The sequence below is a fragment of the Veillonella denticariosi JCM 15641 genome, from assembly GCF_002959855.1.
GTDB classification, from domain to species: Bacteria; Bacillota; Negativicutes; order Veillonellales; family Veillonellaceae; genus Veillonella; species Veillonella denticariosi.
Genome location: NZ_PPDB01000001.1, coordinates 147,647 through 172,603 on the forward strand (window position 1 = coordinate 147,647; position 24,957 = coordinate 172,603).

At 44.4% G+C, this 24,957-nt stretch carries 20 protein-coding genes and 1 pseudogene; 15 read left to right on the forward strand and 6 right to left on the reverse strand.

Features of this window, described 5'->3' with window-relative positions; genetic code table 11:
• The first annotated feature begins 52 nt into the window (after positions 1-52).
• From VEHSUH05_RS00675 to VEHSUH05_RS09325, 3 genes and pseudogenes are all read left to right on the forward strand, one after another.
• Positions 53-463: a hypothetical protein gene (locus tag VEHSUH05_RS00675; RefSeq protein ID WP_105090429.1), complete on the forward strand. Its 411-nt coding sequence runs from the start codon at positions 53-55 to the stop codon at positions 461-463.
• A 177-nt stretch (positions 464-640) separates the two neighbouring features.
• The gene (locus VEHSUH05_RS00685) at positions 641-1,150 is read left to right on the forward strand and encodes a hypothetical protein (RefSeq protein WP_054674066.1); all 510 of its coding nucleotides are present in this window, start codon (positions 641-643) and stop codon (positions 1,148-1,150) included.
• A 238-nt stretch (positions 1,151-1,388) separates the two neighbouring features.
• Positions 1,389-1,661, forward strand: a pseudogene (locus VEHSUH05_RS09325) (flavodoxin).
• Here the strand turns inward: VEHSUH05_RS09325 and VEHSUH05_RS00695 are convergent.
• The 4 genes from VEHSUH05_RS00695 to VEHSUH05_RS00710 all read right to left on the reverse strand — a co-directional run bounded on the left by VEHSUH05_RS00695 (position 1,636) and on the right by VEHSUH05_RS00710 (position 5,485).
• Entirely contained in the window at positions 1,636-2,736 is a 1,101-nt protein-coding gene (locus VEHSUH05_RS00695; RefSeq protein WP_105090430.1) for a metal ABC transporter permease, read from the reverse strand. The pseudogene VEHSUH05_RS09325 and the gene VEHSUH05_RS00695 sit on opposite strands and share 26 nt — an antisense overlap.
• The gene (locus VEHSUH05_RS00700; protein WP_245875901.1) at positions 2,733-3,698 is read right to left on the reverse strand and encodes a metal ABC transporter permease; all 966 of its coding nucleotides are present in this window, start codon (positions 3,696-3,698) and stop codon (positions 2,733-2,735) included. Before VEHSUH05_RS00700 ends, VEHSUH05_RS00695 begins: the two co-directional genes overlap by 4 nt.
• Positions 3,695-4,426, reverse strand: a complete 732-nt coding sequence (locus tag VEHSUH05_RS00705; RefSeq protein WP_105090431.1) for a metal ABC transporter ATP-binding protein — start codon at positions 4,424-4,426, stop codon at positions 3,695-3,697. The genes VEHSUH05_RS00700 and VEHSUH05_RS00705 overlap by 4 nt, the downstream gene beginning before the upstream one ends.
• Positions 4,427-4,546: 120 nt before the next feature.
• Complete coding sequence (locus VEHSUH05_RS00710) at positions 4,547-5,485, reverse strand: metal ABC transporter solute-binding protein, Zn/Mn family (RefSeq protein WP_105090432.1); 939 nt, start codon at positions 5,483-5,485, stop codon at positions 4,547-4,549.
• Between the two features lie 384 nt (positions 5,486-5,869).
• Between VEHSUH05_RS00710 and VEHSUH05_RS00715 the strand changes: the two genes are divergently transcribed.
• The 5 genes from VEHSUH05_RS00715 to cooS all read left to right on the forward strand — a co-directional run bounded on the left by VEHSUH05_RS00715 (position 5,870) and on the right by cooS (position 13,087).
• Positions 5,870-6,253, forward strand: a complete 384-nt coding sequence (locus VEHSUH05_RS00715; RefSeq protein ID WP_038116325.1) for an energy transducer TonB — start codon at positions 5,870-5,872, stop codon at positions 6,251-6,253.
• Positions 6,254-6,264: 11 nt separating this feature from the next.
• On the forward strand, positions 6,265-6,612 hold the full coding sequence (locus VEHSUH05_RS00720) for an energy transducer TonB (protein WP_038116324.1): 348 nt from the start codon (positions 6,265-6,267) through the stop codon (positions 6,610-6,612).
• Between the two features lie 219 nt (positions 6,613-6,831).
• Positions 6,832-8,448: a DUF438 domain-containing protein gene (locus VEHSUH05_RS00725; protein ID WP_105090433.1), complete on the forward strand. Its 1,617-nt coding sequence runs from the start codon at positions 6,832-6,834 to the stop codon at positions 8,446-8,448.
• 291 nt (positions 8,449-8,739) lie between these two features.
• Positions 8,740-10,368, forward strand: coding sequence for a phosphoenolpyruvate carboxykinase (ATP) (locus tag VEHSUH05_RS00730; RefSeq protein WP_105090604.1), 1,629 nt, complete (start codon positions 8,740-8,742; stop codon positions 10,366-10,368).
• 496 nt (positions 10,369-10,864) lie between these two features.
• On the forward strand, positions 10,865-13,087 hold the full coding sequence (gene cooS / locus VEHSUH05_RS00735) for an anaerobic carbon-monoxide dehydrogenase catalytic subunit (protein WP_105090434.1): 2,223 nt from the start codon (positions 10,865-10,867) through the stop codon (positions 13,085-13,087).
• A 172-nt stretch (positions 13,088-13,259) separates the two neighbouring features.
• On the opposite strand, the gene VEHSUH05_RS00740 is transcribed toward cooS, so the two are convergent.
• The gene (locus VEHSUH05_RS00740; RefSeq protein ID WP_105090435.1) at positions 13,260-14,045 is read right to left on the reverse strand and encodes an MBL fold metallo-hydrolase; all 786 of its coding nucleotides are present in this window, start codon (positions 14,043-14,045) and stop codon (positions 13,260-13,262) included.
• 161 nt (positions 14,046-14,206) lie between these two features.
• On the opposite strand from VEHSUH05_RS00740, the gene VEHSUH05_RS00745 reads away from it, so the two are divergent.
• Entirely contained in the window at positions 14,207-14,806 is a 600-nt protein-coding gene (locus VEHSUH05_RS00745; protein WP_105090436.1) for a TetR/AcrR family transcriptional regulator, read from the forward strand.
• Positions 14,807-15,263: 457 nt separating this feature from the next.
• The gene (locus VEHSUH05_RS00750) at positions 15,264-15,626 is read left to right on the forward strand and encodes a hypothetical protein (RefSeq protein ID WP_038116316.1); all 363 of its coding nucleotides are present in this window, start codon (positions 15,264-15,266) and stop codon (positions 15,624-15,626) included.
• Between the two features lie 138 nt (positions 15,627-15,764).
• On the opposite strand, the gene bioB is transcribed toward VEHSUH05_RS00750, so the two are convergent.
• Positions 15,765-16,793, reverse strand: a complete 1,029-nt coding sequence (bioB, locus tag VEHSUH05_RS00755; RefSeq protein ID WP_105090437.1) for a biotin synthase BioB — start codon at positions 16,791-16,793, stop codon at positions 15,765-15,767.
• 246 nt (positions 16,794-17,039) lie between these two features.
• Between bioB and VEHSUH05_RS00760 the strand changes: the two genes are divergently transcribed.
• The 5 genes from VEHSUH05_RS00760 (at position 17,040) to hemG (ending at position 24,930) form a co-directional block, all read left to right on the forward strand.
• A complete protein-coding gene (locus VEHSUH05_RS00760; RefSeq protein WP_054674051.1) occupies positions 17,040-18,311 on the forward strand; it encodes a metallophosphoesterase family protein in 1,272 nt (423 codons plus the stop codon).
• On the forward strand, positions 18,301-21,177 hold the full coding sequence (locus VEHSUH05_RS00765; protein ID WP_105090438.1) for an ATP-binding protein: 2,877 nt from the start codon (positions 18,301-18,303) through the stop codon (positions 21,175-21,177). The genes VEHSUH05_RS00760 and VEHSUH05_RS00765 overlap by 11 nt, the downstream gene beginning before the upstream one ends.
• 164 nt (positions 21,178-21,341) lie before the next feature.
• Positions 21,342-22,385, forward strand: coding sequence for a uroporphyrinogen decarboxylase (gene hemE, locus VEHSUH05_RS00770; RefSeq protein ID WP_105090439.1), 1,044 nt, complete (start codon positions 21,342-21,344; stop codon positions 22,383-22,385).
• 8 nt (positions 22,386-22,393) lie between these two features.
• A complete protein-coding gene (gene hemH / locus VEHSUH05_RS00775; protein WP_245875902.1) occupies positions 22,394-23,308 on the forward strand; it encodes a ferrochelatase in 915 nt (304 codons plus the stop codon).
• Positions 23,305-24,930 (forward strand): protoporphyrinogen oxidase, encoded by a 1,626-nt coding sequence (gene hemG / locus VEHSUH05_RS00780; RefSeq protein WP_105090441.1) that lies wholly within the window; start codon positions 23,305-23,307, stop codon positions 24,928-24,930. The genes hemH and hemG overlap by 4 nt, the downstream gene beginning before the upstream one ends.
• The last annotated feature ends 27 nt before the right edge of the window (positions 24,931-24,957 follow it).

The following is a 24,957-nucleotide window of genomic DNA, read 5'->3' on the forward strand; positions in this document are numbered from 1 at the left end:
AGTAAGTCTATGTCGTTATGTATTGTATATTAATTTGTAAAAACGAGGTTCTATGAGAACGATAAAATCTTTTAGCGAGCATCTCCAATATTCTCTCCATGATGCAAGAGTACAGAAAATAGAATACGCAGATGATAATTTGATCCTTACTTTTGAGTACATTTTTTCTTATGAGAACGGTGCTGAACAAACTCATAAGGCTCAAGTCGTGTTTGAGACGTGTGATATAGATTTTTTTGAAATTCTCGTGTTTAATAATACAATACTAGATACTTTCACAGGTAAAAGAATTGAGTTACCCCAGTATCAACAGGATTATAGTGAAAGTGAATTTGAGGTCATTACGGAGACCTATAATTGGGGACACGCTGTATTCCAGGGGTGGTTATGGACCAAAGGGAATCCAGTACACTGTATAATGAACATATACTTTAAAGGTGATATGGTATATGTAGTTAAATGAGGCGTAAAATGAGGAATATCTTGGTATCAACTTTATTGATGGTGAAGATGTCATCTTTGATAAGTAAATAGGAGCTAATGCGTTGCCACTTTATGAAACTGTAGATTATTCGGCTCTACAAGCAGGTACAGAGTTCTTTATCATGGAAGGTGCCAATATTGTTATGGGAACAAGGATATGGAGACTATAAAAGAATTTTTAGATAGTAACATATATTTAGATATTATAAAAGAACTAGGTGTTGACAACTTTAATCAAGACCTACAGAGTGTTGAAATAGAAGAAGTAAAAAATCGATTGAAACAAAGACAATTCTTATTAGAAGGGTTTAATTGTAAGGTGCTTTCAGATAAAGAGATGGTGCAGTTTTACAAGCAAATGATAGAAGAATATCGAAAAGATATTATCATTTGGAGTAAGAAGTTTTGGCAATATAGTGATGTTACTATTGAGGCGTATCCTGATGGTGAATTTCCTATAGGTGAGGAAATATCTGAAGATGACAAATCAACTACAATTGAAATAGGAAAATATTCTATAACGAGTGTTGGTTTGTATATAATTGAATTTGATCTTTTGAAGAATCATCAAGAAATATTAGCTGACTATTATAAAAGAATAGCTATTCCTCGGGCCGCAAAATATGCAAAAGACTTGATAGCATTTTATCAAGAGGTTTTTACTTAAGATATTTAAATATAATAATTAAGCCAACAGAGTATATCCTCTGTTGGCTTTTTTAGCGTTATAAGTTGTTTTCAAAGCAATAGTTTTATCCGCTGAGGTCCATTATATGCAAAGTTTATAAAATATATTGAAGAATAATTGGAGGAAATAAAATGGCAAAAACATTAGTGGCGTATTTTAGCGCCACTGGAATAACAAAGAACATAGCGGAGCTGCAGCTAAAGCAGATATTTATAAGATTAAGCCTACAGTTCCATATACTGAGGCAGATCTTAACTAGATGGATATAGCACCAACGATTATTAATACATTCCTTGAAAGTTATGATTTCTCAGGAAAGAAGATTGTTCTATTTGCAGCGTCTGGCGGCAGCGGCTTTGGAAATGCGGTTACGGAACTAAAATCTTCCACACCAGGTGCCGATATTATTGAGGGTGCGCTTTATTTATTTTATGTATTCCCTTTCTTATATATTCTATTTCTATTTATATGGATTCTTTTACCTGCTTGATACCCTTATCGGTCAGCGCATATCGTCCTTCCGTTACATAGAGCAAACCGCGTTTCTTGAGATTGGCCGCAGCCTGATATGTATAGTCCGCCGTCCAGTTCAGATGTTCATGGATGGTGCCGATACCGTTTTCAACGGGCGCAACAGGCGTGTTCATATGTGTATAGATATGGCACAACATCATCGTTTCCCGATAGTGGCGACGCAGATGGCGTTGCCGACGGTATGTGGCGATATAACCGGTCTTAGGCGTAGCGATGACGGCGATAATCAGGCCCATGCCGATGGTGGTGGCGATGGACCCTGCAATGGATACATCCATGGTGAAAGCAATCTCCGTGCCGATGACGGCACAGGCGATACCGATGAGAATACTGCCTATGAGCATGGCTTTCACGGAGTCGGTCCATAAATAGGCAATAACCGCAGGACCGATCATAAGTCCTATAACGAGGATTGCGCCGACCGCCTGGAATGATGCCACTACGGTGAGGGAGACCATGGTCATCAATACATAGTGGATAAGAATCGGTGTAAATCCGAAAAGCCCGGCCAATAGGGAATCGAAGGTGGATATTTTCAGTTCCTTGTAGAACAGAATGACCAGCAATAGATTGATCGTGGCCACTGAGAGCGAAATCCATAGCGATACGGGACCTAAATCAGTTCCGTTCACGATGAATCTGTCGAAAGGCGCAAACGCGATTTCCCCGAGCAATGCCGTATCTACGTCAAGGTGAGCGTTTCCGCTGTAGAGGCTCACCAGAATGATGGCGCCCGAAAAGAGCAGGGGAAAGATGATGCCGATAGACGCGTCTTCGTTGACGAGGTGTGTATTATGAATCATTTCTATGAGCCATACAGTTCCGACCCCGACGAGCGTAGCCCCTACGAGCAGGAACGGCGAATTCAAGTCCTTCGTCATGAAGAAGGCCAGTACAATGCCTAAGAAAACGGTGTGCGTAATGGCGTCGGCCATCATAGACATGCGGCGCAGTACCAGAAAGACACCGGGCACGGCGCAGGTGATGGAGACCGCCATAGCGATGAGTAAAATCTCGGTGTGAGCTGTCATAGGGTACCTCCTATATTGTCGCTTTCAGGGGTTGTTGTGACCGAATCTGATGGCATCATTTTTTTAGCGGGCGGGACCGACATGGATTTTAATGCGTATTTCGTCTGACGAACGCGGCGCAGTTGCCATAGGAGACCTCTGTTCGGTGCGAACAGCAGACTGAGTAACACTAAAATCGACAGGATGACGATAATCGCAGGCCCTGTAGGTAATTTGGGAATAATCGTGCTCCACAATGTACCGCCGATAGCGGAAAGCATGCCGAATACGCCGGCCAATATACACATGGTTCCCAGTTTATCTGTCCATTGACGGGCGCCAACAGCCGGTGCGATGAGGAGAGAACTGATCAAAATGGCTCCGACAGATTGAATCCCGATAATGATGGTCATGATGAGCAACGCTCTATATAAAATGAGGGTAAAGGTAACGGGGATCTGCAAGGTTTTTGCATACTCCAAATCGAAGGAAATGAGTTTCAGTTCCTTCCAAAACAAAGCGGTCAAAATCATGATGATAATCGCCGCAATGGATGTAATATATACATCGCGGGCCAAGATGGTCGCCGCCTGTCCGAATATGAATTTTGAAAGCCCCGCCTGACCCGCATTGTTGAGGCTTTGGATATAGGTGAGCAGCACCATGCCGAAGCCGAAAAATGCGGATAGAATGGTCGCCAACGCACCGTCGAATTTAATTTTACTGTTTTCAACGGTAATCGTGATGAGCCATGCGGCGGCAATCGAGGAGAGGGCGGCCCCCGTGATGAGCACCTCTATATCCTTGATGCCCGTCAGCAAAAAGGCGAGTACTACGCCCGGTAATGCCGCGTGAGATAAGCCGTCGCCGATGAGACTTTCCTTGCGAAGTACCGCAAAGGTGCCTGCGATGCCGCTGGCAAGACCCAATAGAGCGGTGCCGAGCAATACCATCTGCGTCGTATAGGAATGGAGAATCGTCATAGAATTCCTCCTGTACCATAGGTACGCTCGATCGCTTCCTGAGTGAATGTGTCCGCTACAGGACCGTAAGCGACGGTTTGTTTATTAACCAGTGTGACCCAATCAAAGTATTGGGGTACCGTATTAAGGTCGTGGTGGACGACGATAACCGTTTTACCGCGAGCTTTCATCTCCTGTAATAATGTGATGATAGCACGTTCCGTCGTCTTATCGACGCCTTTGAACGGTTCATCCATGAGATAAATATCCGCCTCCTGTACGAGGGCGCGAGCTAAAAAGACTCGTTGCTGCTGTCCGCCGGAGAGCTGACGGATTTGTCTGTCTACATAATCGGTCATGCCCATCTTATCGATCATGGACAAAGCTAATTCCTTGTCCTGTTTTGTAGGGCGTTTGAACCAGCCCAGATGACCGTAGCGGCCCATGAGGACCACATCTAACACGGTGGTGGGAAAATCCCAGTCAACGCTGCCGCTTTGCGGTACATAGGCGATCTTTTTGTAATCATTTTTATTGACCGCCAGGTGATGGTCAATGTAAAATTTGACGCTGCCCGAAATGACTGTCAGCAGACCCAGCATGGCTTTTAATAATGTGGACTTACCGGCTCCGTTGGGACCAACGATAGCCGCCAGTGAACCGATAGGGACCTTCATATCCACGTCCCACAACACGGGTTTTGTCGTGTAGGCGACGGTCATATCTTCAACTTCTACGGCCCATTCCATATATGCCTCCTTGTTATATATTTTTTTGTATCGACTTCGTGCTCTATTTTAGCAGGTCTTAATATACATATCTGCAGCACCGACTTCGTGCTCTAATTAACAGGTCTTGAATTAGCATTTTTATTTAAGTGCCTTCGCAATGGTATCGATGTTGGCTTTTACCATGCCGATATATGTGCCGCCTTCAGTTCCTTCAGAGCCGAGGGAATCGGAATACAGTTCGCCGCCGATGGATACGTCCCAGCCTTTAGCCTTGCAGGCTTCCTGAACGGCCTCAATCGTTTTATGCGGTACCGATGACTCCACGAAGATGGCTTTGATTTTGTGGTCGACGATGAATTGGACGAGCTCGTTCATATCCTGCGTGCCGGCTTCCGTAGCGGTGCTTACGCCCTGTAAACCTTTGACTTCGAATCCGTAGGCCCGTGCAAAGTATTGGAATGCATCGTGCGCCGTTACGAGAACGCGGGACTCTTTAGGAATGGATTCGGCCTGTGTTTTAATGTAGGCATCCGCCTCATCTAACTTGGTGAGGTAGGATTCATAACGTTTCTGAAAGTTTTCCTTATGTGCAGGATCGGCTTTGGACAAACCTTCATAGACCGCTTTTGCGGCCAATTTCCAATTGGCTACGTCAAACCAGATGTGCGGATCCTTTGTGGATACTCCGTCCTCTTCGAAATCAAGCAGTGTGGCAGGATCGATGGCGTCGGATACGCGAATGGTCGCTTTGTTCTGCTTTGCCAAATTATCAAAGATGGAGCCCATTTTCCCTTCCAGGTGAACGCCGTTATATACGACAACATCCGCTTTTGACATGGTCGTCACATCACCTGCGCTGGCCTGATAGAGATGAGGGTCGACGCCGGGGCCCATGAGTCCTTGAACGGAAACATCATCGCCGCCGATTTCTTTCACCAAGTCCGTCAACATCGTCGTAGTTGCCACGACCTGGAGTTTCTTTTGCCCGTCCCGGGCGGTGTCCTTTCCGCAGCCGATCAGAGCCAGCATCATGACGGTTAACGATAGAGCGATTAATACAAGTCGATTGAATTTCATAATAAACCTCCCGTGTAAAAAAAATACAGAAAAATAGCCGCTACCAACGTAGCGGCTGGGGCAGATCTGTCGTACTTCTGCCGAGGTCATGAGTTCTTTAGTGTATGAATGATTGCAACTGGTCCGGCCCGATGAGGGCTATAATACCGAGTATCATCATGACCTTCATTTGAATACGCTTTCTACGTTTCATGAAGAACCTCCTTGTTTATTTTTTATGTTACACATCGACATGATGTGTGATGGCCGATCGATTACTTTAATTAGACTATATCATAAATGAGATTAAATCTCAATAAGAAAAATGATTAATTTCTTCATTTCTTCATATTAATTTAGTATGATAATATCCATAGATTAAGAGAACCAAGGAGGACTTATATCATGAATAGAATTATTCGCTATACCGCTGCGGCTGTACTTGCGGCATCATTCGGGATGTTTGGAAATTATACGGCAAACGCGGCGGGTTTTATTTCACCCCCTAAGGAGGTTACCATCGTAAAACCTGAAATGCCTGAGATCCCTCAGACAGCTAAGGTGGCACCGAATATGAGGGTCCGATTTTTGATTGATAAACAGGGCGCCGTGAAGAAAGTGTTCGTGGAACAGTCTTCCGGTTATGCACCGGTCGATGAGGCTGTGAAAGATGCCATTATGAAATGGAAATTTACACCTGCTATCGGCAACGATAAGAAACCGCATGAATCTATTATCGGTATGACGATTACATTACCTAAGAAGGTTGTAGGTCAATCTGCTAAATAAGGAGAATGATGATGAACAAAGTGTTGCGTTGTATAACATTAAGTGCATTGGTCGCTGCCGGTTCCGTGACGGCGGCCCTGGCTGCGCCGTATGAACCGCCTGTAGCTGTGTCTACACCGGCTGTTGATCCGGGGGTTTTTGGTGCTTATGCCGGCAACGCGCGTGGCGTTGATGTACAGTTTACTATTGAAGAAAACGGTTCCGTAGATGATGTGAAATTACTTACGTCCAGCGGTGATGCCGCGGTGGATGCGTCTATTGTGGGCGCTGTATCCTCTTGGCAGTTTAAGCCTGCCTCTGATTCCAACGGGAAACCGGTAGCATCTTCTAAAACTGAATTTATTGATTTTAAAAAATAAGATACGGTTTGAAGACACCTTCACATAGTTGTGAGGGTGTCTTTTTCTTTGTATGACTGTTCATATTAATTCTTGGTCTATTAGGGATAGGATAAAACGTGTATTATGTGTAAAAAATTCACAAATTATAAATTTGTACCCGTAGCTACTGAAAATCACTTTCAAAATGATATAATAAAAATATAGTCATAAACGAGTGAGCCCCTGGAGGTATAAATTATGAATCCCTTAAAACAAGAACTGGATATTAATAACGAGCGGTATAGAATTATCGTGTCCGTGAAAGAGGATTATCTGGACGGTAAATTGTCCCTGAAGGACGGGAATCGTATTCTGAAAGAAAAATTAGGTACCTGCACGCCTGATGAGTTTGCTTACGCGGAGCAAAGTTTAAAGGGCGTATATAAGGATGAGGAAATCCTCGATAAGATGGATGATCTGCTGAATCTGTTTGATGGCGTACTGATGCGCGCTGAGAATGAATATCCTGAAAATCATCCGTTGTGGGTGTATTTGGAGGAGATCAACGCCGTTGAAAAGGTGGCTGTCGAGGCTGATGAATTGTTGAAGCAGGATAAATTTATCAAGAATCCGTGGCTTGGCGTTTTTGATTCGCTTGCTCAATGGCGAACTCATTTATCCCGTAAGCAGAATCAGCTGTATCCGATGCTGGAGGATCATGGATTTGATCGTCCTACACGCATCATGTGGACATTTGACGATGCGGTGCGCGATGCGATTTCCGCATCCTATGCTTTGCTTCGCGAAGATAAATATGATGAGTTCCTGGTCTCTGTACCGGAGACATTGTCTAAATTACGTGATTTGAACTCCAAAGAATTGGAAGTATTATTACCTACATCTTTTAAGTTATTGAGCGATGAAGAATTTGTGCGCATGAGCAAGAATGACCATGAAATCGGTTATGCTATCATTAAGACTCCGGATCTTTACGTGGTACCGGGCATCAACGATTCGGCGTTGCAGTTGAATCAAAGCGGCTCTACTCGGGACGGTGCTGTATCCAATGAATTTCTGAATGATTTGGCAGGTCTATTGTCTAAATACGTAGGCCCTGTGGGTGGTGCACCCGTCGGTAAGGAGGCAGTGCTCGATGTGGCTACAGGAAAGTTGACATTGGATCAAATCAATTTAATTTTCCGTCATTTGCCTGTAGATTTATCCTATGTGGATGAAAACGAACTTGTTAAATTTTACAGTGATACGGCTCATCGCATTTTCCCGCGCAGTGCCAATGTTATCGGCCGAGAGGTGAAGAACTGTCATCCTGCAAAATCCGTGCATATCGTGGAGGAAATCGTTGAAAAGTTCCGTTCCGGTGAACAAAGTCAGGCTGAGTTCTGGATCAATAAACCGGGTTTGTTTATCTATGTTATTTATACCGCTGTGCGTGATGAAAACGGCAAGTTCCGCGGTGTTTTGGAAATGATGCAGGACTGCACGCATATTCGCGAACTGGAAGGTTCCCGCACATTGTTGACATGGGATCAGGCTGATTATGTAGGTGATGGCGGCTCGGAAAAATCCTTGGCGTTAAAAGCGGCGGAATCGGTGGCAGAAGAACCGTTGGCAGTCGATGCGGGCGGATACGTTCACATCGATGAGAAAACGACATTGTCCAAGCTGATCAAACATTCTCCGGATGTGGTGGACTATTTGGTTTCCTTGAATCCTAAATTTGAAAAATTGAAAACCCCTATGGTGAAAGTCATGGCGAAGGTGGCGACCGTTAAAATGATTGCGGAACAACGCGGAGATTTTGATGTGAACGACCTGATTGCCAAACTAAATGCATTTATCAATAATAATAGTTGACATTTCGTATTTCCTATATTGTATATGTATAGGATGTACCGTACTATCGGGAGCGTATGGTATATCCTGGTTACAGCCACATGTTGGTGTAAGTACTGGCCTGCGGCTGTTGCCGGTTTAATTATGTTGCACTAATTAATAGTAAATACACAATATTAAGGGCGCGCTGGTTGTTTTATGTATACAAACTTGATAGAAAAGGGTAAAATAAGTATTAATGAGAGTATTGGCTATTTTCATACTTTCACAGATGAAATCATGTATATATTAAAAGGTGAGGATTTAGATATTATGTCGACGAGACGCGTTTGGAAACAAAGTGAAATCAAAACAAACCCATTATTTTCGAAGTTACGCAGTACGATTGAAACCGCATTTTATGGAAATAATGTAGAACCGGTTACCTCTGTGGCACAAGCGTATCAGCTGGCCTCTGAAGAACCGGGTGTCATCGTCCTCGATATGCCTGTACATAAACCGCTGGAGCAGGGCTTACCGGCCGATGCGAAGGTGCTCGTTACGAATGATGGCAAGACGACGGGGCGTTATGCAAAGGCTCGTCGCATCATCGGTGATGAAGGTATTGATGAAATCGAACTTGCCAATATTGCGCGCGACGCCGTGTATGACAGTCGCGGTAAGGAATGGATTGCCGCACAGGTTATCGTCGGCCTCGACAAGAAATTTACCGCTCGTGCTCACTTGATGATTCCGAAGGATCATGCATCCATTTTATATTCCTGGGTGATGAATTTTAAATTTTTTGATGCCGCTGTAAAAGAATTTTATAATGAAAGCGAAGACATTCCGGAAGGGGATATCTATATTTACTCCGACCCTGATTATGTGGTTCCCGGTCATCCGGGCGGGCTTGCGATTTTTGATCCTGCTCATAACTGCGCGATGATTCTCGGCATGCGTTATTTCGGGGAACATAAAAAAGGCACCCTTACATTGGCGTGGTCCTTGGCGAATCGCTTCGGTTATGTCGCCTGTCATGGCGGTATGAAGCGCTATAACCTGGACGGCGGTAAGACGTATACCATCGGCGTGTTCGGTCTGTCCGGTTCCGGTAAATCCACGTTGACCCATGAAAAACACAATGGCCGTTATGATATTTCCATTTTGCATGACGATGCGTATATCATTAATACGAAGGATTTGAGCTCGATTGCGATGGAGCCTACGTATTTCGATAAAATGCAGGATTATCCTGTAGAACATCCGGCGAATGAATTCCTGTTAACCTTGCAGAATGTAGGGGTGACGATGGATGAAGAGGGTCGCAAGGTCGTATTGGCTGAGGATGTGCGCAATAACAACGGTCGTGCCATTAAATCTCAATTCTGGACGGATAATCGCGTAAATTATGTAGGTGAACCTGTCAATGCCATCGTATGGCTTATGAAGGATAAAACATTGCCGCCGATTCTTAAAATATCCGACCCTGTGTTGGCGTCCACCATGGGGGCGACGTTGGCGACGCGTCGTTCTACGGCTGAAAAACTTGACGCACATGTGGATCCGGATGCACTCGTTATCGAACCGTATGCAAATCCGTTCCGTACCTATCCGTTGGTTCGTGATTATGAAAGCTACAAAAAACTCTTTAAAGAGTGTGGCGTAGACTGCTTTATCATGAACACGGGATTCTTCCTGGAAAAGAAAATTCCTAAGGAAGTGACGTTGAATTTATTGGAACAATTGGTAGAAGGCAATTTGGACTTTAAACCGTTCGGTGCGTATGAAAATCTTTCCTATGTCGAGATACCGGGCTTTGAACCGCCATTTGAGGTGCGTGAATACCACCATCAGTTACATCAGGCTTTTGAGTTCCGTTATGACTATGTGGAAAAACTCATCGGTTATAAGAACGAATTACCGGAAGAAGTTATGAATGTACTTAAAACATTAATGTAATAATAAAAGAAGGGCTGTATCGGCTGCGAATGTATCGCAGCCGGTGCGGTCCTTCTTATTATTGTTTATATATCCATATTATATATTCATATGCCCCAAAGTTATAGCATTGTATATGCATACCAAAACGATATCATCACATACCTAAAAGATATTATCACATATTAAAACTATATTATTTTACATAATGAATATGGCAAAGTTAATTCCTTTATATTAATGGGAATTAACTTATTCACGAATTTATGAATATAAGCTGAATAAAGTAATGTAAAAACATTGTTGTTATCGGATTTATAAATGTATATGTGAAAAAATTTTCTCAAAATATAATTGACAAATGTCCGTGCAGAAAATATACTTATAGTGAATTAAAACATATCTATGAGATAGGTTTTAAAGCCCATGATTATGGTAGTATTAACTATGAATTGTGGTGAGGATTGTGTTCCTTATTGTTAATGCTTGGCCTATGTAGGTCACAAGGAGGTTTACTATGAGTAAAGATGCAGAAAATAAAAATGCCCATAAACATCAACATTGTCATTGTGGGGGGCATCATCACGGACATGATCATGAAGACCATCATGACCATAATCATACGGACGACCATGAACATGGCCATCAGCATAAGCATGGTCAAACTCATGATGATAATCATGACCACGACCATGACGACCATAGTCATGACCATGAACACGATCATAACCATGCCAAAGCTTTACCTACGGATAAATGGGTGCCGCATACCCATGAGCCGGGGGTGCCTCATGAACATGGTGTAAACGATTATTTGAAAGCCGTTGCGGAGTATCGCAAAACATGGCCTACAAAACAGGATGTAATTGAACAGACTCCGGATCCGGCGGTTCGTGAAATGATTCTTCGCATGGAACAAATCGGTTGTGACACGGTTTTTGACCGTTTTGATAAACAGCAGCCTCAATGTGCTTTCGGTATTGCCGGTGTTTGCTGTCGCGTATGCTTTATGGGTCCTTGTAAGATTACGCCTAAGAGCCCTCGCGGTGTCTGCGGTGCGGATGCGGATCTTATCGTTGCCCGTAACATGACCCGTGCCGCTGCAGGCGGGTTGACTCAACATGGTGCACATGCGCGCGAAATTCTGATTTCTCTGAAAGCGGCTGCTAACGGTGAATTGGATATTCCTATTTTAGGAGAAGAGAAAATCCGTACCGTATGTAAGGCGTTCAACATTCCTGAGGAGGGGCGCCCGTTAAATGACGTCGCCAATGATTTGGCGGATGTGTTGCTGGAAGACTTGAGCCGTGCTCTTCCGGGTGAATATAAAACGATTACGGCGATGGCACCTGCTGAACGTCGTGAAGTCTGGAAAAATTTGGATATCTTACCTATTTCCGCGTACAATGAAGCCTTTGATGCATATCATCGCACCTGTGTCGGTACAGATGGCGACTGGGAAAGCAACATGAAGCAATTCTTGCGTTGCGGACTGGCTTTCACATTTACCGGTGTAGTGGCGGCGGATATCGCTACGGATGCGTTGTTCGGTCAAGGCGGCCGTCGTACGTCCAAGGTTAATATCGGAGCTCTAAAAAAAGGTTATGTAAATATCGCCGTACATGGTCATTTGCCGACGCTGGTATCTCAGATCTGTACGATCGGTGCATCTGAAGAATATCAGGAAAAAGCTAAGGCTATCGGTGCAAAAGGCATTCAGTTTTACGGTATCTGCTGCTCCGGTTTGTCCAGCATGTATCGGTATGAAAATGTTATTCCGTTGTGTAATGCTATCGGGGCAGAGCTCGTGCTCGGTACGGGCGCACTCGACTGTTGGGTAGCGGATGTACAGGATGTGTACCCTGCTATCATGGACGTGGCGCGTTGTTTTAATACAAAGGTGATTACCACATCCGATGCGGCCCGTCTGCCGGGCGCGGAACATATCGGCTATGATCACCATCATACGAATTTGGCGGAAACGAAAGAGTTGGCACGGAAAATTTTGGATCGTGCTCTTGAAGCCCATGAATTGCGTAAAGGCATGCCGGTATTTATTCCTCCATACGAAATTACGGCTGAGGTCGGTTTCTCTCCGGAATCCACGGTTAAACATTACGGTTCTTTCAAACCGTTGGCGGAGGCTTTAAAATCCGGTAAGGTTCGCGGTATCGTCAATGTAGTCGGTTGTTCAAACCCTCGTGTTATTTATGAAAAAGCGACCGTTGATATCGTTGATGAACTCATTAAAAACGGCTGTATCATTTTAACGAACGGTTGCGCATCATTCCCGTTGATGAAGCTAGGCTATTGTAATACAGATGCTATTAAGAAATGTAGCCCTGCGTTGCAGGAATTTCTAGGTGATGATCAACCGCCGGTATGGCATGTCGGTGAATGCGTGGATAATGCCCGTTCATCGGGTATCTTCGGCGGTATCGCCGCTGAGCTGGGCCTTAATTTGCCGCAGTTGCCGTTTGCCATGTCCAGTCCTGAATGGTCCAATGAAAAAGGTATCGATGCGTCTCTCGGCTTCCGCTTGATGGGTATCAACTCCTATCATTGCGTTGAACCGCCTACACAAGGCTCCGATGCCGTTACAAAATGGCTCAAAGAGGATACTAAAGACATCTTAGGCTCTGTTATGTATGTAAATACCGATCCTAAGAAGGTTGCTGAAAAAATCTTGGCGGATATCGATGACAAACGTGCCGCTTTAGGTTGGGTAGCAGTAAAATAGTTTATCTGTTTAATGAATTATAATTTGTAGTTGAGTATAAAAACACCCTCTATCGTTTTTGTAGTTATTGTAACTATTAGACTATAGAGGGTGTTTTCTATTATTTGTAGATAGATAATATTTAGTATTGTTGTGTTAGTTTTCGATTAAAGTATCAATTGTTTTACGGATATTATAATATAATAGTTTCGCCATCCTCGGGGACTGCTACATGGTTTTCAATGTTAGTACCCTTGATAAATTTATGTACATCCTTACGGCTTGTTGCTGTATGATTAACTGTATCCATGTGAACAGCGATGATTTTAGCCTCTGGTTTGCGTACCACCATGCGGCCAATATCTTTTGTACCCATAATAATACTATCTTCAAAGCCTAAAATTTGAGCATATCCCGTGTTCATAATAATAACGTTAGGGTCAAAACGAAGAAGTGCCTTCTCTACATCACTTGTCCAAACTGTATCACCTACAAGGTAAACTGTTGGCTCGTCTTGTGCTTCAAAAATAACACCCATCGCATCACCTGCTAATGGTGCGAGAATTGGGTTTGCATACATTTCTACAGTACCATGAGAGCCACCTGTTTTTCTTAATGTGATACCATTAAACTCTAGACCTTCAAAAATGATGCGTACATCATTAAAGCCTTGTGACGTAATAAGTTCTTTGTCCGCTGTATTTTGTACAAAAATAGGAAGTGATTTTGGAATAGATTTAATTGCCGTATCATCCCAATGATCGAGATGTGTATGTGTAACTACTGCTGCAGTTATATCGCTTAATAGATTGTCTATTGATACAGGCAAATCAACCATAGGCATTCTCTGTTGATAGTTAAATGTTCCTTCAAAGCCAGGATAAGTATCTTTTGGTGCTAAGAATGGATCAATAAGGAATGTTGTGTTTTTTATTGTTAATTTTCCCGTTGCATTTCGAATGTGAGTATATTGAGTCATGGTTATCTCCTTAATTGAATTACTATTGATTTAATTGAATAGATTACTATTTGTAATCTCTAGAATTAGTGTACCTTGTTTTGTTATACTAGTCTCAACAATAATTAACACTCTGTTTATTAATAGACACATTGTATAAAAGTGTCTATATTGGAGGTTTTATGATAACTCGAAAAGAAATGACACGTATGTTGTTAAAAGAAGGGTTGCTTGGCTGTCTAGAGAACCATTCTTTTGAGTCTGTAACAGTAACATTGTTGTGTAAAACGTCAGGTATAACTCGTTCCACTTTTTATTTACACTATAGTAATATTATGGAAATTGTTGATGATTTAGTGGATGATGCAATCGCTTATTCAAACTCAGGAATGGTAGATAATAATAATTTACAAACTATAGCTAAAACCTTATCAGCTGCTTCTGATTCTGTTTCATTGAGAGAAGCATACGATTCTATTTTTGATAGACTGCCGTTATGTCAGCGTATTATACGACATAAAAAGTATTTACCCTTATTTTTAGATGAACAAATTTCAGAATATGTATTACAACGTATTATACGGCGTGAAAAAGATCGGCAAGGGCTCGTTATGGCAGAAGCACTTGGGGTTTCATTTGATGTGGGCGTATCTATTTTTTTATTTTTAGTACACGGACTATATGCCGTTAATAAAGAATACAAGTGGTCTCAAAGCGATGAGTGGTTAGAAGCTCAGAAAATTATTTTTGAACTCGTTTATCGTGGTTTACAAAGTAAATAGTCTTCATATTCGCTTATGTTTTAGTATTCTGTGAAGTTTTTATACAACGAAAAAAGACTCCATACGGAGTCTTTTTCATGTAAGGGGAGTGTTAGTATTAATATCAAATGACTCGATGTATTTAAACAAGTAGTAGGTTTGGGGTTAGTATTACTTGTCGGGAGATAAATACATCTAAAGTAACCAGGGAATTGTTACCTTCATCTATCACTTGACATCATTATAATACTCAAGTGAAATGAACAGGAAATGAAGATATTTTAGAAATTCCTTTGAAAATTTTTCATATTTCTTTCATATTTAATAAAAAATGAGGATAAATTTTAATCATTGTTGATAAATGGTATCTTCTTTTGGTATTATATAGAAAGGGGAAAGTTGTATACTTTATAAAGGGTTGATCAACTTTAATCTTTTATAAAATATACGGTTTATGTAGCAAGAGAGGAGCAGTCATATGAGGAAAATATTTACCATATTGTCCCTTTTGTGGCTACTCAGTACAGACGGAACCGCTTTGGCGACGGAATGGTACTATGTGGGACCTGATGCATCGGGCAATCAACTGTTCATTGACAATGACAGTGTGCAAAAGAGTAAGTATGATGCATTATTATGGTTGCGCGTCAATGAGCTGAGTGGTGATGAATTGCGGTATAAGGTGTATATAAGCCGATATAATCATACGATGGAGACGATTACGGTAGATGCTTATATGTCTGACGGCACTCCTTATCAGAACGTAAATTATAATGAGGACCCTGAGCCTATTGAAGGCAACACAAACGGTCAAGCCATTTATAATCTATTATGGAATTAAATGTATATTATGAATAAAAGGACCATCTAGCACAGCAAACTAGATGGTCCTTTTTATATATGTAAATAATTTATAAACCTGGTTGTATACCGTTTAATCATCAGTGGCTTATAGGACAGTTTTGTTCTGCAAGTCTCATCAGGATTGAACGGATGTCCTGCCTAAGCCCAAATCCTGAATCATTTGAAGGTCGTCTTTTGGTGAACGGCCGCCGGTTGTCAGATAACCGCCTACCATGATACCGTTCAGACCGCCCTTCAATGCATAGGCCTGTAAGTCACGCAGATTGACTTCGCGACCGCCGGCGGTACGAATCAAAGCCTTCGGCAAGATAAATCTGAATATTGCAAAGGTACGCAGGATTTCAAGCGGAGGCAACGCCTCGTTGCTTTCAAATGGAGTGCCTTTAACAGGATTTAAAATATTTAATGGCACGGAATCAATGCTTAAACGCTTAAGTTCATATGCCATTTCTACGCGTTGTTCCAGAGTCTCGTTGAGACCGAGGATGCCGCCGGAGCAGACGCGGATGCCCGCTTTTTGAGCGTTGTCGATTGTGCTCATTTTATCTTGATATGAGTGAGTGCTGCAGATATCAGGGAAGTGGCTTGGTGCTGTTTCGATATTGGAGTGGTATCGTGTAACACCGACTTCTTTTAATTTGACAGCTTGTTCGTAGCTCAATAGACCGAGTGAACAGCAGATTTCAAGGCCTACCTCATTTTTGATACGATCCAGAATATGTATGATCTGTTCAAATTCGTTAGGATTATTTGTGTTGCGTCCGCTCGTTACGATGGAGAAGCGGATAGCGCCGGCCTCTTTAGCCTTGCGTGCCGCATCGAGAAGGCTTTTTTCATCCATAAACGGATATTCCTGAACACCTGTGTTGTGGTGTGCCGATTGAGCACAGAATTTACAGTTTTCAGGACATTTACCGGAGCGTGCATTAACAATGGCGCATACATCAACGGAATTGTCATTGAAATGTTGGCGTATCTTATCGGCCATGGCGAGCAGAATCATCGTATCATCGTCTGAGGTGTGAATCAGCTCGATGGCTTCCGCCTTTGTGATTTCACCGCCGTTTATGATGCGGTTTGCAATGGTAAGAATTTTTTCGTATGCTCCCACTTGGGATGGTTGTTGATCTATAGGCAATGCCATACTAGCCTCCTGATATATTGTTAACCTGTTTTTAATCATAAAATATTGACAATTTGATTGTAAACTTTCACAGATGTATTTGTCAACTTTATTAAAGGTGGAGTTAACAAATATACGAGGATATATTCGTGGATATAGGGGAATTGATAGTTATTTCTAACTAATATCCATCGTTTTATAGTATAATAAAATATTGTAAATATGTAATTTCTAACTAATAATACTGATACAAAGGAGTGGATATAGATGCAGCCGTTTCGATTTATACACTGTGGTGATCTGCATTTAGGCGCACCCTTTCAATATGCGACAGGTATGAGTCGTACCGTTGATCGCATGGTGAGTGAAGCGACGTATACCGCCTTTAACAATATTGTGGATACAGCGATTGATGAACAGGTTCACGCCGTCGTTATTGCCGGCGATATTTATAATAGCGAAGATCATAATCTGGAGGCGCAGGTGCGATTTGTGCGTGCCCTTTACAGATTGGCGGAGCATCGCATTCCCGTGTACATGGTGCAGGGAAATCATGATCCTGCTGAAAGTTGGCAGGCACAACTGCAAATGCCGAATAATGTGCATGTGTTTTCCGATACGCAGGTACAACGCTTTCCGCTGCTCGTCAATAATATAGAAATCGGCGGTGTTTACGGTATCAGCTGCGGGCATGGTAATGAAGGCGATAATTTTGCTGCTCAGTATCGTGCGTTTGAACGGGATGAATTTTCTCTCGCCGTTATGCATGGTACGGTGGGATCCAGTAAAGGAGCGGAGAATCATAATGTAACCGGTCCGTGCAGCTTAGGTGATCTGGCGGAGGCTGCCATGGATTACTGGGCGCTCGGTCATATCCATAAAGCACAGGTGCTCAATGAAGAGCCGATGGTCGTGTATGCGGGCAATCCGCAGGGGCTGCATCGTAAAGAGGTGGGGCCGAAGGGCTGTTATCTGGTGTCCGTATCGCATAACGGTCATTGTGATTTGCGTTTCATCGATACCTGCGCCATTCGTTTTGAAGAGATCAGAATCGATATCGCAGGCATGCAGAATGAAGCTGATTTCATGGAAATCCTGCGCCGTAAGAAAGATAATTTACGGAAACAGTATAAGAAACCGATTTTATTATCTATTGTGTTGACCGGTACGGGTCCGCTACATCGTCTTTGCGCTCAGGAGTCGATACGCAAGTTGTGGCTTGAGGAGTCGCAAGGGGAAGAGCACGGAAAATCCATTTTCGTCATGCCGTACCGCATGATTCCGAGTACGCGGCCGGCCGTTAATTTAGCGCAGCGCCGTATGTTATCCGATGTGGTCGGTGATTACTTGCGCGCCTATGACGATATGGTATCTGCCGGCGGTGTCGGCGAGGCGCAGCGTATCATGGCAGAACGTCCTGAATTTAAACGGTTGGGACCTTATGCGGAACTCCTGACTGATGAATTGTTGCAGCGGGCTTTAAAACGCTGTGAATTGGAAGGTGTTACGGTGTTGATGGGGGCTAACGATGAACATTAAACGCATACGATTTGATGAATTTGGCCCGTATCGGGACTGGTCGCTTACGGCAGGCTCCAATGGGGTTCAGCTTTTATACGGTCCGAATGAAAGTGGTAAAACATCTCTTTTGGAGGGCATGCGCACACTGCTTTTCGGTGGTACGCATAAAACGTACGGGCCCATGAATGGTTCTGTTGATATAGAACGGGACGGTGAAAGCTATTATATCGGCCGTAAGGGCAAAGAATTGAGCTTTTACAGCCCGGGAAATCCGGCCATTCATGAGGAGCCGTCCCAATATTGGTGGCATGGCATCGATAAGAATACATACAACCGCATATTCGCACTGACCCTTGATGATCTGCAAGGCCTCGATGTATTGCGCGAGGTAGAGGTGCGTTCCCGATTCTTCGGTGCCGAGGGGGGCGAGAACTTAGGCTCTGCCGTAAAGAATGTGGAAAAAGGCGCCACCGATTTGCTGGTTGCGTCCTCAAACGGCAAGCGTCGCATCAATGTTCTGATGGATGAACTGAAAGAAAACCGTCAGAAATTAAGTCGGTTGTCTCAGCATGAAGCCCAATATGTAGCCTTGGAACGGGAGTTTCACAGCACGGAACAGACCGAGGCGGAACTGCAGAGTCAGTTGCAGGAGTGGAAGGATTATCGGGACGGTATTGATGTGGTATTGCGGGCGTGGGATACATATAGACGCAGCGAAGAAGCGCGTATGCATATGCAGCAATATAACAGCGATTTGGCGCTCAGCCGGGATGAGTTCCTGAGCATTGATGAAGATATCAGACGGGCTCGGGAAAATATGAAGTTATGGCAGGAAAAGGAAGCGTCCTTGATGCCGGAGAACTTCAGCCCGGACAGCCCTTTCGGTATTTACGGGCAAGATATTGAAAATCTTATCCATCAAGGGGCTAAATGGGAACAATTGCGCAGCGAATGTGAAGAAGGGGATACATACATCCGGAAGGTCAAGGAGCAGCTTGAATTTTCCCGTACCCTATATTCCACATGGCGCGATGATGAGCCTATGCCGGATACGGTCAACTGGGTTGAAGGCGAACGATTGACAAGCCGATTGCGTACGGCTAAAGACCAGCTGTTACACTGGCAGGACCGCAAGCCGTCTGAAGTCGGTGACGCATCAGCGCATCTGGAACATCAATCGACATCAGATGACGGTGATGAAAATGCTGTAAAGAGAGAAGCCTTGGAAGCTGAATTACAACGTATTCTGGCGGATATGGATCTCGTAGATGAAAAGCTTGAAGAATATGATGGCGAATTACAGCAGACACAATTGCCGAAGTGGTTGCAACGCATCGGCGGCATCGGAGCCGTCGTGGGCGTTTTGCTTGTCCTGGTCGGCCTGGTGGCGTTGGAATCCGTCTTATATACCGTGGGCGGCTTTGTGCTGATTCTTTTATCGATGGGGCTGTTCTGGTATGCATCGACGATGCGTCATAACGGAAGTACGGATACATCTAAGCTGAATTATCAGCTGGAGCTGTTATCATCCCGTAAATCCGATGTAGAGCATCAGCTGGATGCGCTGGACCAGGTGGCAAGCTCCAGAGAGCAGGCCGGAGCCAGTTCTTCGGCTGCTGCGTCATTGGATAGATGGTCTCAGGAAGGCCTCACGTTACAATCCATATATGACGAAGCTTATAATGCATGGCAAAACTGGTTACCGCAGGGGGCCGCTAAAAGTTTAAGTGAAGATGATTTCTTCGGACTCAAGCAGGAGTACGATCAATATCAGGAGCAGCTGCGAACCATTGAAGGCTATGAAAAACGGCTGGAGGAACACAAGGAAGGATTGCGCCTTATTGAAGACCAGGCCATGACTTTGTGGTATAACCTCGGCGTAGAGGCCCCCGTGTCTCCGACGGAGTTGAAGCGCATATATAATCAGTATAAGAACTTTCAGCAAAATAAAATCCGTTGGGAGCAAAAGGAAGAGCAGCGCAAGAGTTTCCGTAACGAATATGATAACTGGCATCGCAAGGAAAAGGAACTGCTGTTGCGTCAGAAAGAGTTGCTGCATAAGGCGGGCGTGGACAGTTCCAATGAATACCGTCAGCATCTCATCGATGAGGATCAGTATAAACAGTGGCAGACTATTTATAAACAAAGTCAGGTACAGCTCGATTTGTTGGCGCCTGATGCGGAAAATAAAGATTTATTTTACCGTCGTCTGCATGAAGGTAATAAGGAAAACTGGCTTGATGAATTGGCTCACTCGGAACGGGAAATGACGTCCATCGAGGAAAAATTGGCCAATCTCTATGAAAAGAGAGGACAAATTGTAGAATCCATGCGGGCGCTCGGCTCCGATCAGGAGCAACATCAGGCGTTACAGGAACGCCAGGAGCTACAGAGTCAGTTGGAGGATGCCCTGGAAGACTGGGCTACGCAGGTTCTCATCAGTCATTGCATGGAACGGGCACAGCAGTCGTATGAGCAGGAAAAACAGCCTCATATGCTGGAATTGGCATCGTCCTATGTGGAGCGTCTGACGGGCGGTAAATATACGATTGATATGATGGGAATCAACGACGGCATAGCACTGGTTAATACGAAGGGTGAACGATTGGAACTGAAATTCTGGTCCAGCGGCCTCGGAGATCAGGTGTATCTGGCGTTGCGACTTGCGTTGGCAAAGGGTTTTTCCTATCAGGTGGAGGCGTTGCCGATTATTCTTGATGATATTCTGGTTCGCTTTGATGAATCACGTCAGAAAAAGGCTTTGGAATTACTGGCCGATATCGGTGCGGATCAACAGATTTGGCTCTTTACGTGTCAACGCAGCGTGTATGATATGGCGCAATCCGTTACGGGTATCGATTATCACCAACTGCGCAAAGCGTAAGTATCTGATTTAGTGTAATATATTGAGCAGTAATTATAAATTAATTTGTAAGGGAACTTTCACAAAATTGAAAGTTATATCGGAGTGTAACCGAAGTAATAGTTTTGGATGGATGCCTGTGCTAGTATATAGACAATACAGCGAAACAGAAGGGGGATGAATACTTGAATACAACATACTTGGATATGATTCAGGGTAAAAATCCGGGGGTAACACCTGTGTGGTATATGCGGCAGGCAGGCCGTAGTCAAGCGGAATATCGCAAGATAAAAGAGAAATATACATTGTTTGAAATCACAAAGGAGCCGGAGTTATGCGCTCGTGTTACGGAACTACCCGTGCGTGAATACGGCGTTGATGCGGCAATCCTTTATAAAGACATCATGAGTCCCATGGTGGGCATGAATATTCATGTGGATATCAAGCCCGGGGTGGGGCCCGTATTCTCTACGCCGATTCAATCGATGGCGGATGTGGAACGCCTCGCTCCGTTCGATCCGGCGAAGGTGGACTATATTGCGAAAACCATCAGGTTGCTCACAACGGGCATGCTTGATGTGCCGCTCATCGGCTTCTGCGGGGCTCCGTTCACAATTGCGTCATATCTCATAGAGGGCGGACCGACGAAGAATTATAATAAAACGCGGGGCATGCTCATCGGTGCCCCTCAGGTGTGGGATGCGCTCATGACAAAGCTGGCAGATATGTCTATTGTGTATCTGTCTATGCAGGCCGATGCGGGCGCCGATGCATTGCAGATTTTCGACTCCTGGGTCGGTGCCGTCAATGCGGAGCAGTATAAACAGGGTATTTATCCGCATGTGGAACGTATTATCAAGGCTGTGAAAGCAAAGTATCCCAGCTTACCGATTGCCATGAACGGCGTCGGAACGGATCATCTCGTATCGATCTGGTCTCATTTGCCGCTGGATGTCATCGCTTTTGACTGGCGCAGCTGTATCAATATGGCTTATGAGCGGGGCGTAACACAAACGATTCAGGGAAATCTGGATCCTGCGTATCTATATGCCGATGAAAAGACATTGGCTCGTGAAGTGGATCGTATTTTGCTGGACGGTATCCGATACGGTCGCCATATCTTTAATTTAGGACATGGTGTATTCCCTGAAGCGGACCCGAAAAAACTGCATTGGCTAACGGACTATGTGCATGAACGCAGCCGGGAATTGTGGGCGCAAGAGGGATGACGGATATTGTGAAAGATGCAAAACAAGTGGGAGTGTTATTTTTGTCGTATGGCAGCCCGTCTGATAGGAGGGATTTGATTCCGTATATGACGAACATTCGACGGGGGTGCACTCCGACAGACTGTGAAGTACAGAATTTGGTAAATCGTTATGAGGTTATAGGGCAGTGGACAGATCAGTCGCTGTCGACGATGGCGAAACGGCAATGTCATGTATTACAGGATTTGTTGCCGTCAGTACCGACAGCAATCGGTTATCTTCACATGCAGCCCTCTATCGGTGATGCTGTTGCGGATTTGGTAAAATGCGGTGTCAGTCATATCGTAGCTATTGTGACGGCGCCGTTTTATTCGGCTCTCGGAACGGGTGCTTATGAGCAACGGGTCGATGCGGCGGTATCGGAATATCCTCACGTAACGAGTGAATTTATTCGGCACTGGTGGGACCAGCCGGCATTCATTGATTATTGGATGACAGCTATTCAGGGATATTTACAATCCCATAAATTTGATAAAGCTGAGACGACAGTTGTTTTCAGTGCTCATAGCGTACCGGTGGTGGATGCTGTGAGTGCCGATGGTTATGCGGACAGCCTTCGTGCTGGTGCAGAACGGATTGCCCAGCGGCTGGGACTTCCTCACCAGTCTCTGGCGTGGCAGAGTGCGGGTTCACACGGACAATGGCTGGGACCGACGGTGCAGGATGCCATTGAAGAGGCCGTACAGAACGGTTTTAGACATATCGTGTTCGTACCGTTCGGCTTTGTGAGCAATCATGTGGAAGTGTTGTATGATAATGATATAGAGTGCAGAGGCTTTGTCGAGGCCGGCGGCGCCCGATATGGACGCGTTCCGATGCCCGATGATGATGTGCGCTTTATACGAGCTATGGCTGATGCTATAACAGAAAGGATTCGTTTGTGAAAGTAATAATCATCGGCGGTGGACTTACGGGGTTGACAGCGGCTTACTATTTAGGTCATGCTAAGCCGGAATGGAATATAGAACTGTATGAACAGGCGTCGCGATTTGGCGGCAAAATTCAAACTGAGCACGTAGATGATTTTGTAGTCGAACTGGGACCCGATTCCTATTTGGGGCGCAAGACGGAAATGACGGACCTCGTGTATGATTTGGGATTGGGGGATACCTTGGTGTCCAATGAAACGGGGCAGGCTTATGTCTATGATGAGGGCCGCATTCATCCTATTCCGGGCGGATCTATCATGGGGATTCCTACGGAAATTATGCCCTTTGTGAAAGCCGGTCTTATTTCGTGGCCCGGGAAATTGAGGGCCGGATTGGATTATTTCAAAAAGCCTTATCCGCTTGATGTAAATGGCGATGTGTCTATCGGTCATTTCTTCAAGTATCACTTGGGACAGGAGATGATGGATAAGCTTATCGAGCCTTTATTGGCGGGCATTTACGGTGGAGATATCTACAAGATAAGCCTTCTGTCTACGTTCCCTCACTTTATTCAGGTGGAACAAAAATACGGAAACATGGTCAAAGGAATGATGGCTGCAAAGATGAGTCACTCCAAGGCGGGCGTTACGAAGGCTGTTAAGGGGGCCGTTGCGGAAGGCGATGTGCCTCGCGCCGGCAAGAGTGCCATGACGGACAGTCAATACGCGAAGTATCAGTCCGCTAAGACGTCGGCGCATCAGTCGGCGATAGAGGCCCGTAAAGGCACCGCCGTTCAATCGGGTATGTTCCGTCAGTTGACGGGCGGTCTTGAAAGCGTTATTACCGCCATTGTTGAGGCTATGCCCGGCAATGTGAAATTACATAATAATACGTTTGTTGATGATATTCAACGGAATAGCGACAGATATGAGCTACATGTAATGGAACGAAGTGGCTGTGAGTGTTTACATACGGATATAGGTTCATCCTCATTCTTATCCCCTTCTGAAATTCTGGGGGATGGAGCGCAGGGCGTTAATCGGAGTCGAAATGTTGCTGCGGATGCGTTGATTATTTGTACACCGCCCGCTGCTTACAAACAATGGTTCGGGGATGATTCCGGATTTGACTATCTGCGCTCCATGGAGCAGTCCAGCTGTGCCATTGCCATCATGGCTTTTGATAAAGCCACATTTGACGGTGAATTGAAAGGTTCGGGACTCCTAATTACCCGAAAAACAGATACACCGCTTACGGCATGTACTATTTTGAATCAGAAGTGGCCGCAGACGACGCCGGATGATAAAATCGTGCTGCGCGTCTTTATCGGAAAGCCCGGCAATGATATGGTGGAACGATTAAGCGATAATGAGCTTTCAGAATTGGCCGTTACGGAAATCCGACGCATTATGAGTTTTTCAGCTACACCTGAATGGGTAAAAATCAATCGTCTTATTCATTGCATGCCTCAATATAATGTGGGGCACCGTGCTGGTATTACAGCCGTTCGAGCACATGTGGCTCGGAATTATCCGAATTTATATCTCATCGGCACACCATTTGACGGTATCGGTATCCCGGATGGCGTGAAACAGGCGAAGGAACTCGTACAGCGTATCAGTGAAGAAATAGTCTGATATTTATATTTAGTTTGAATTATGTAT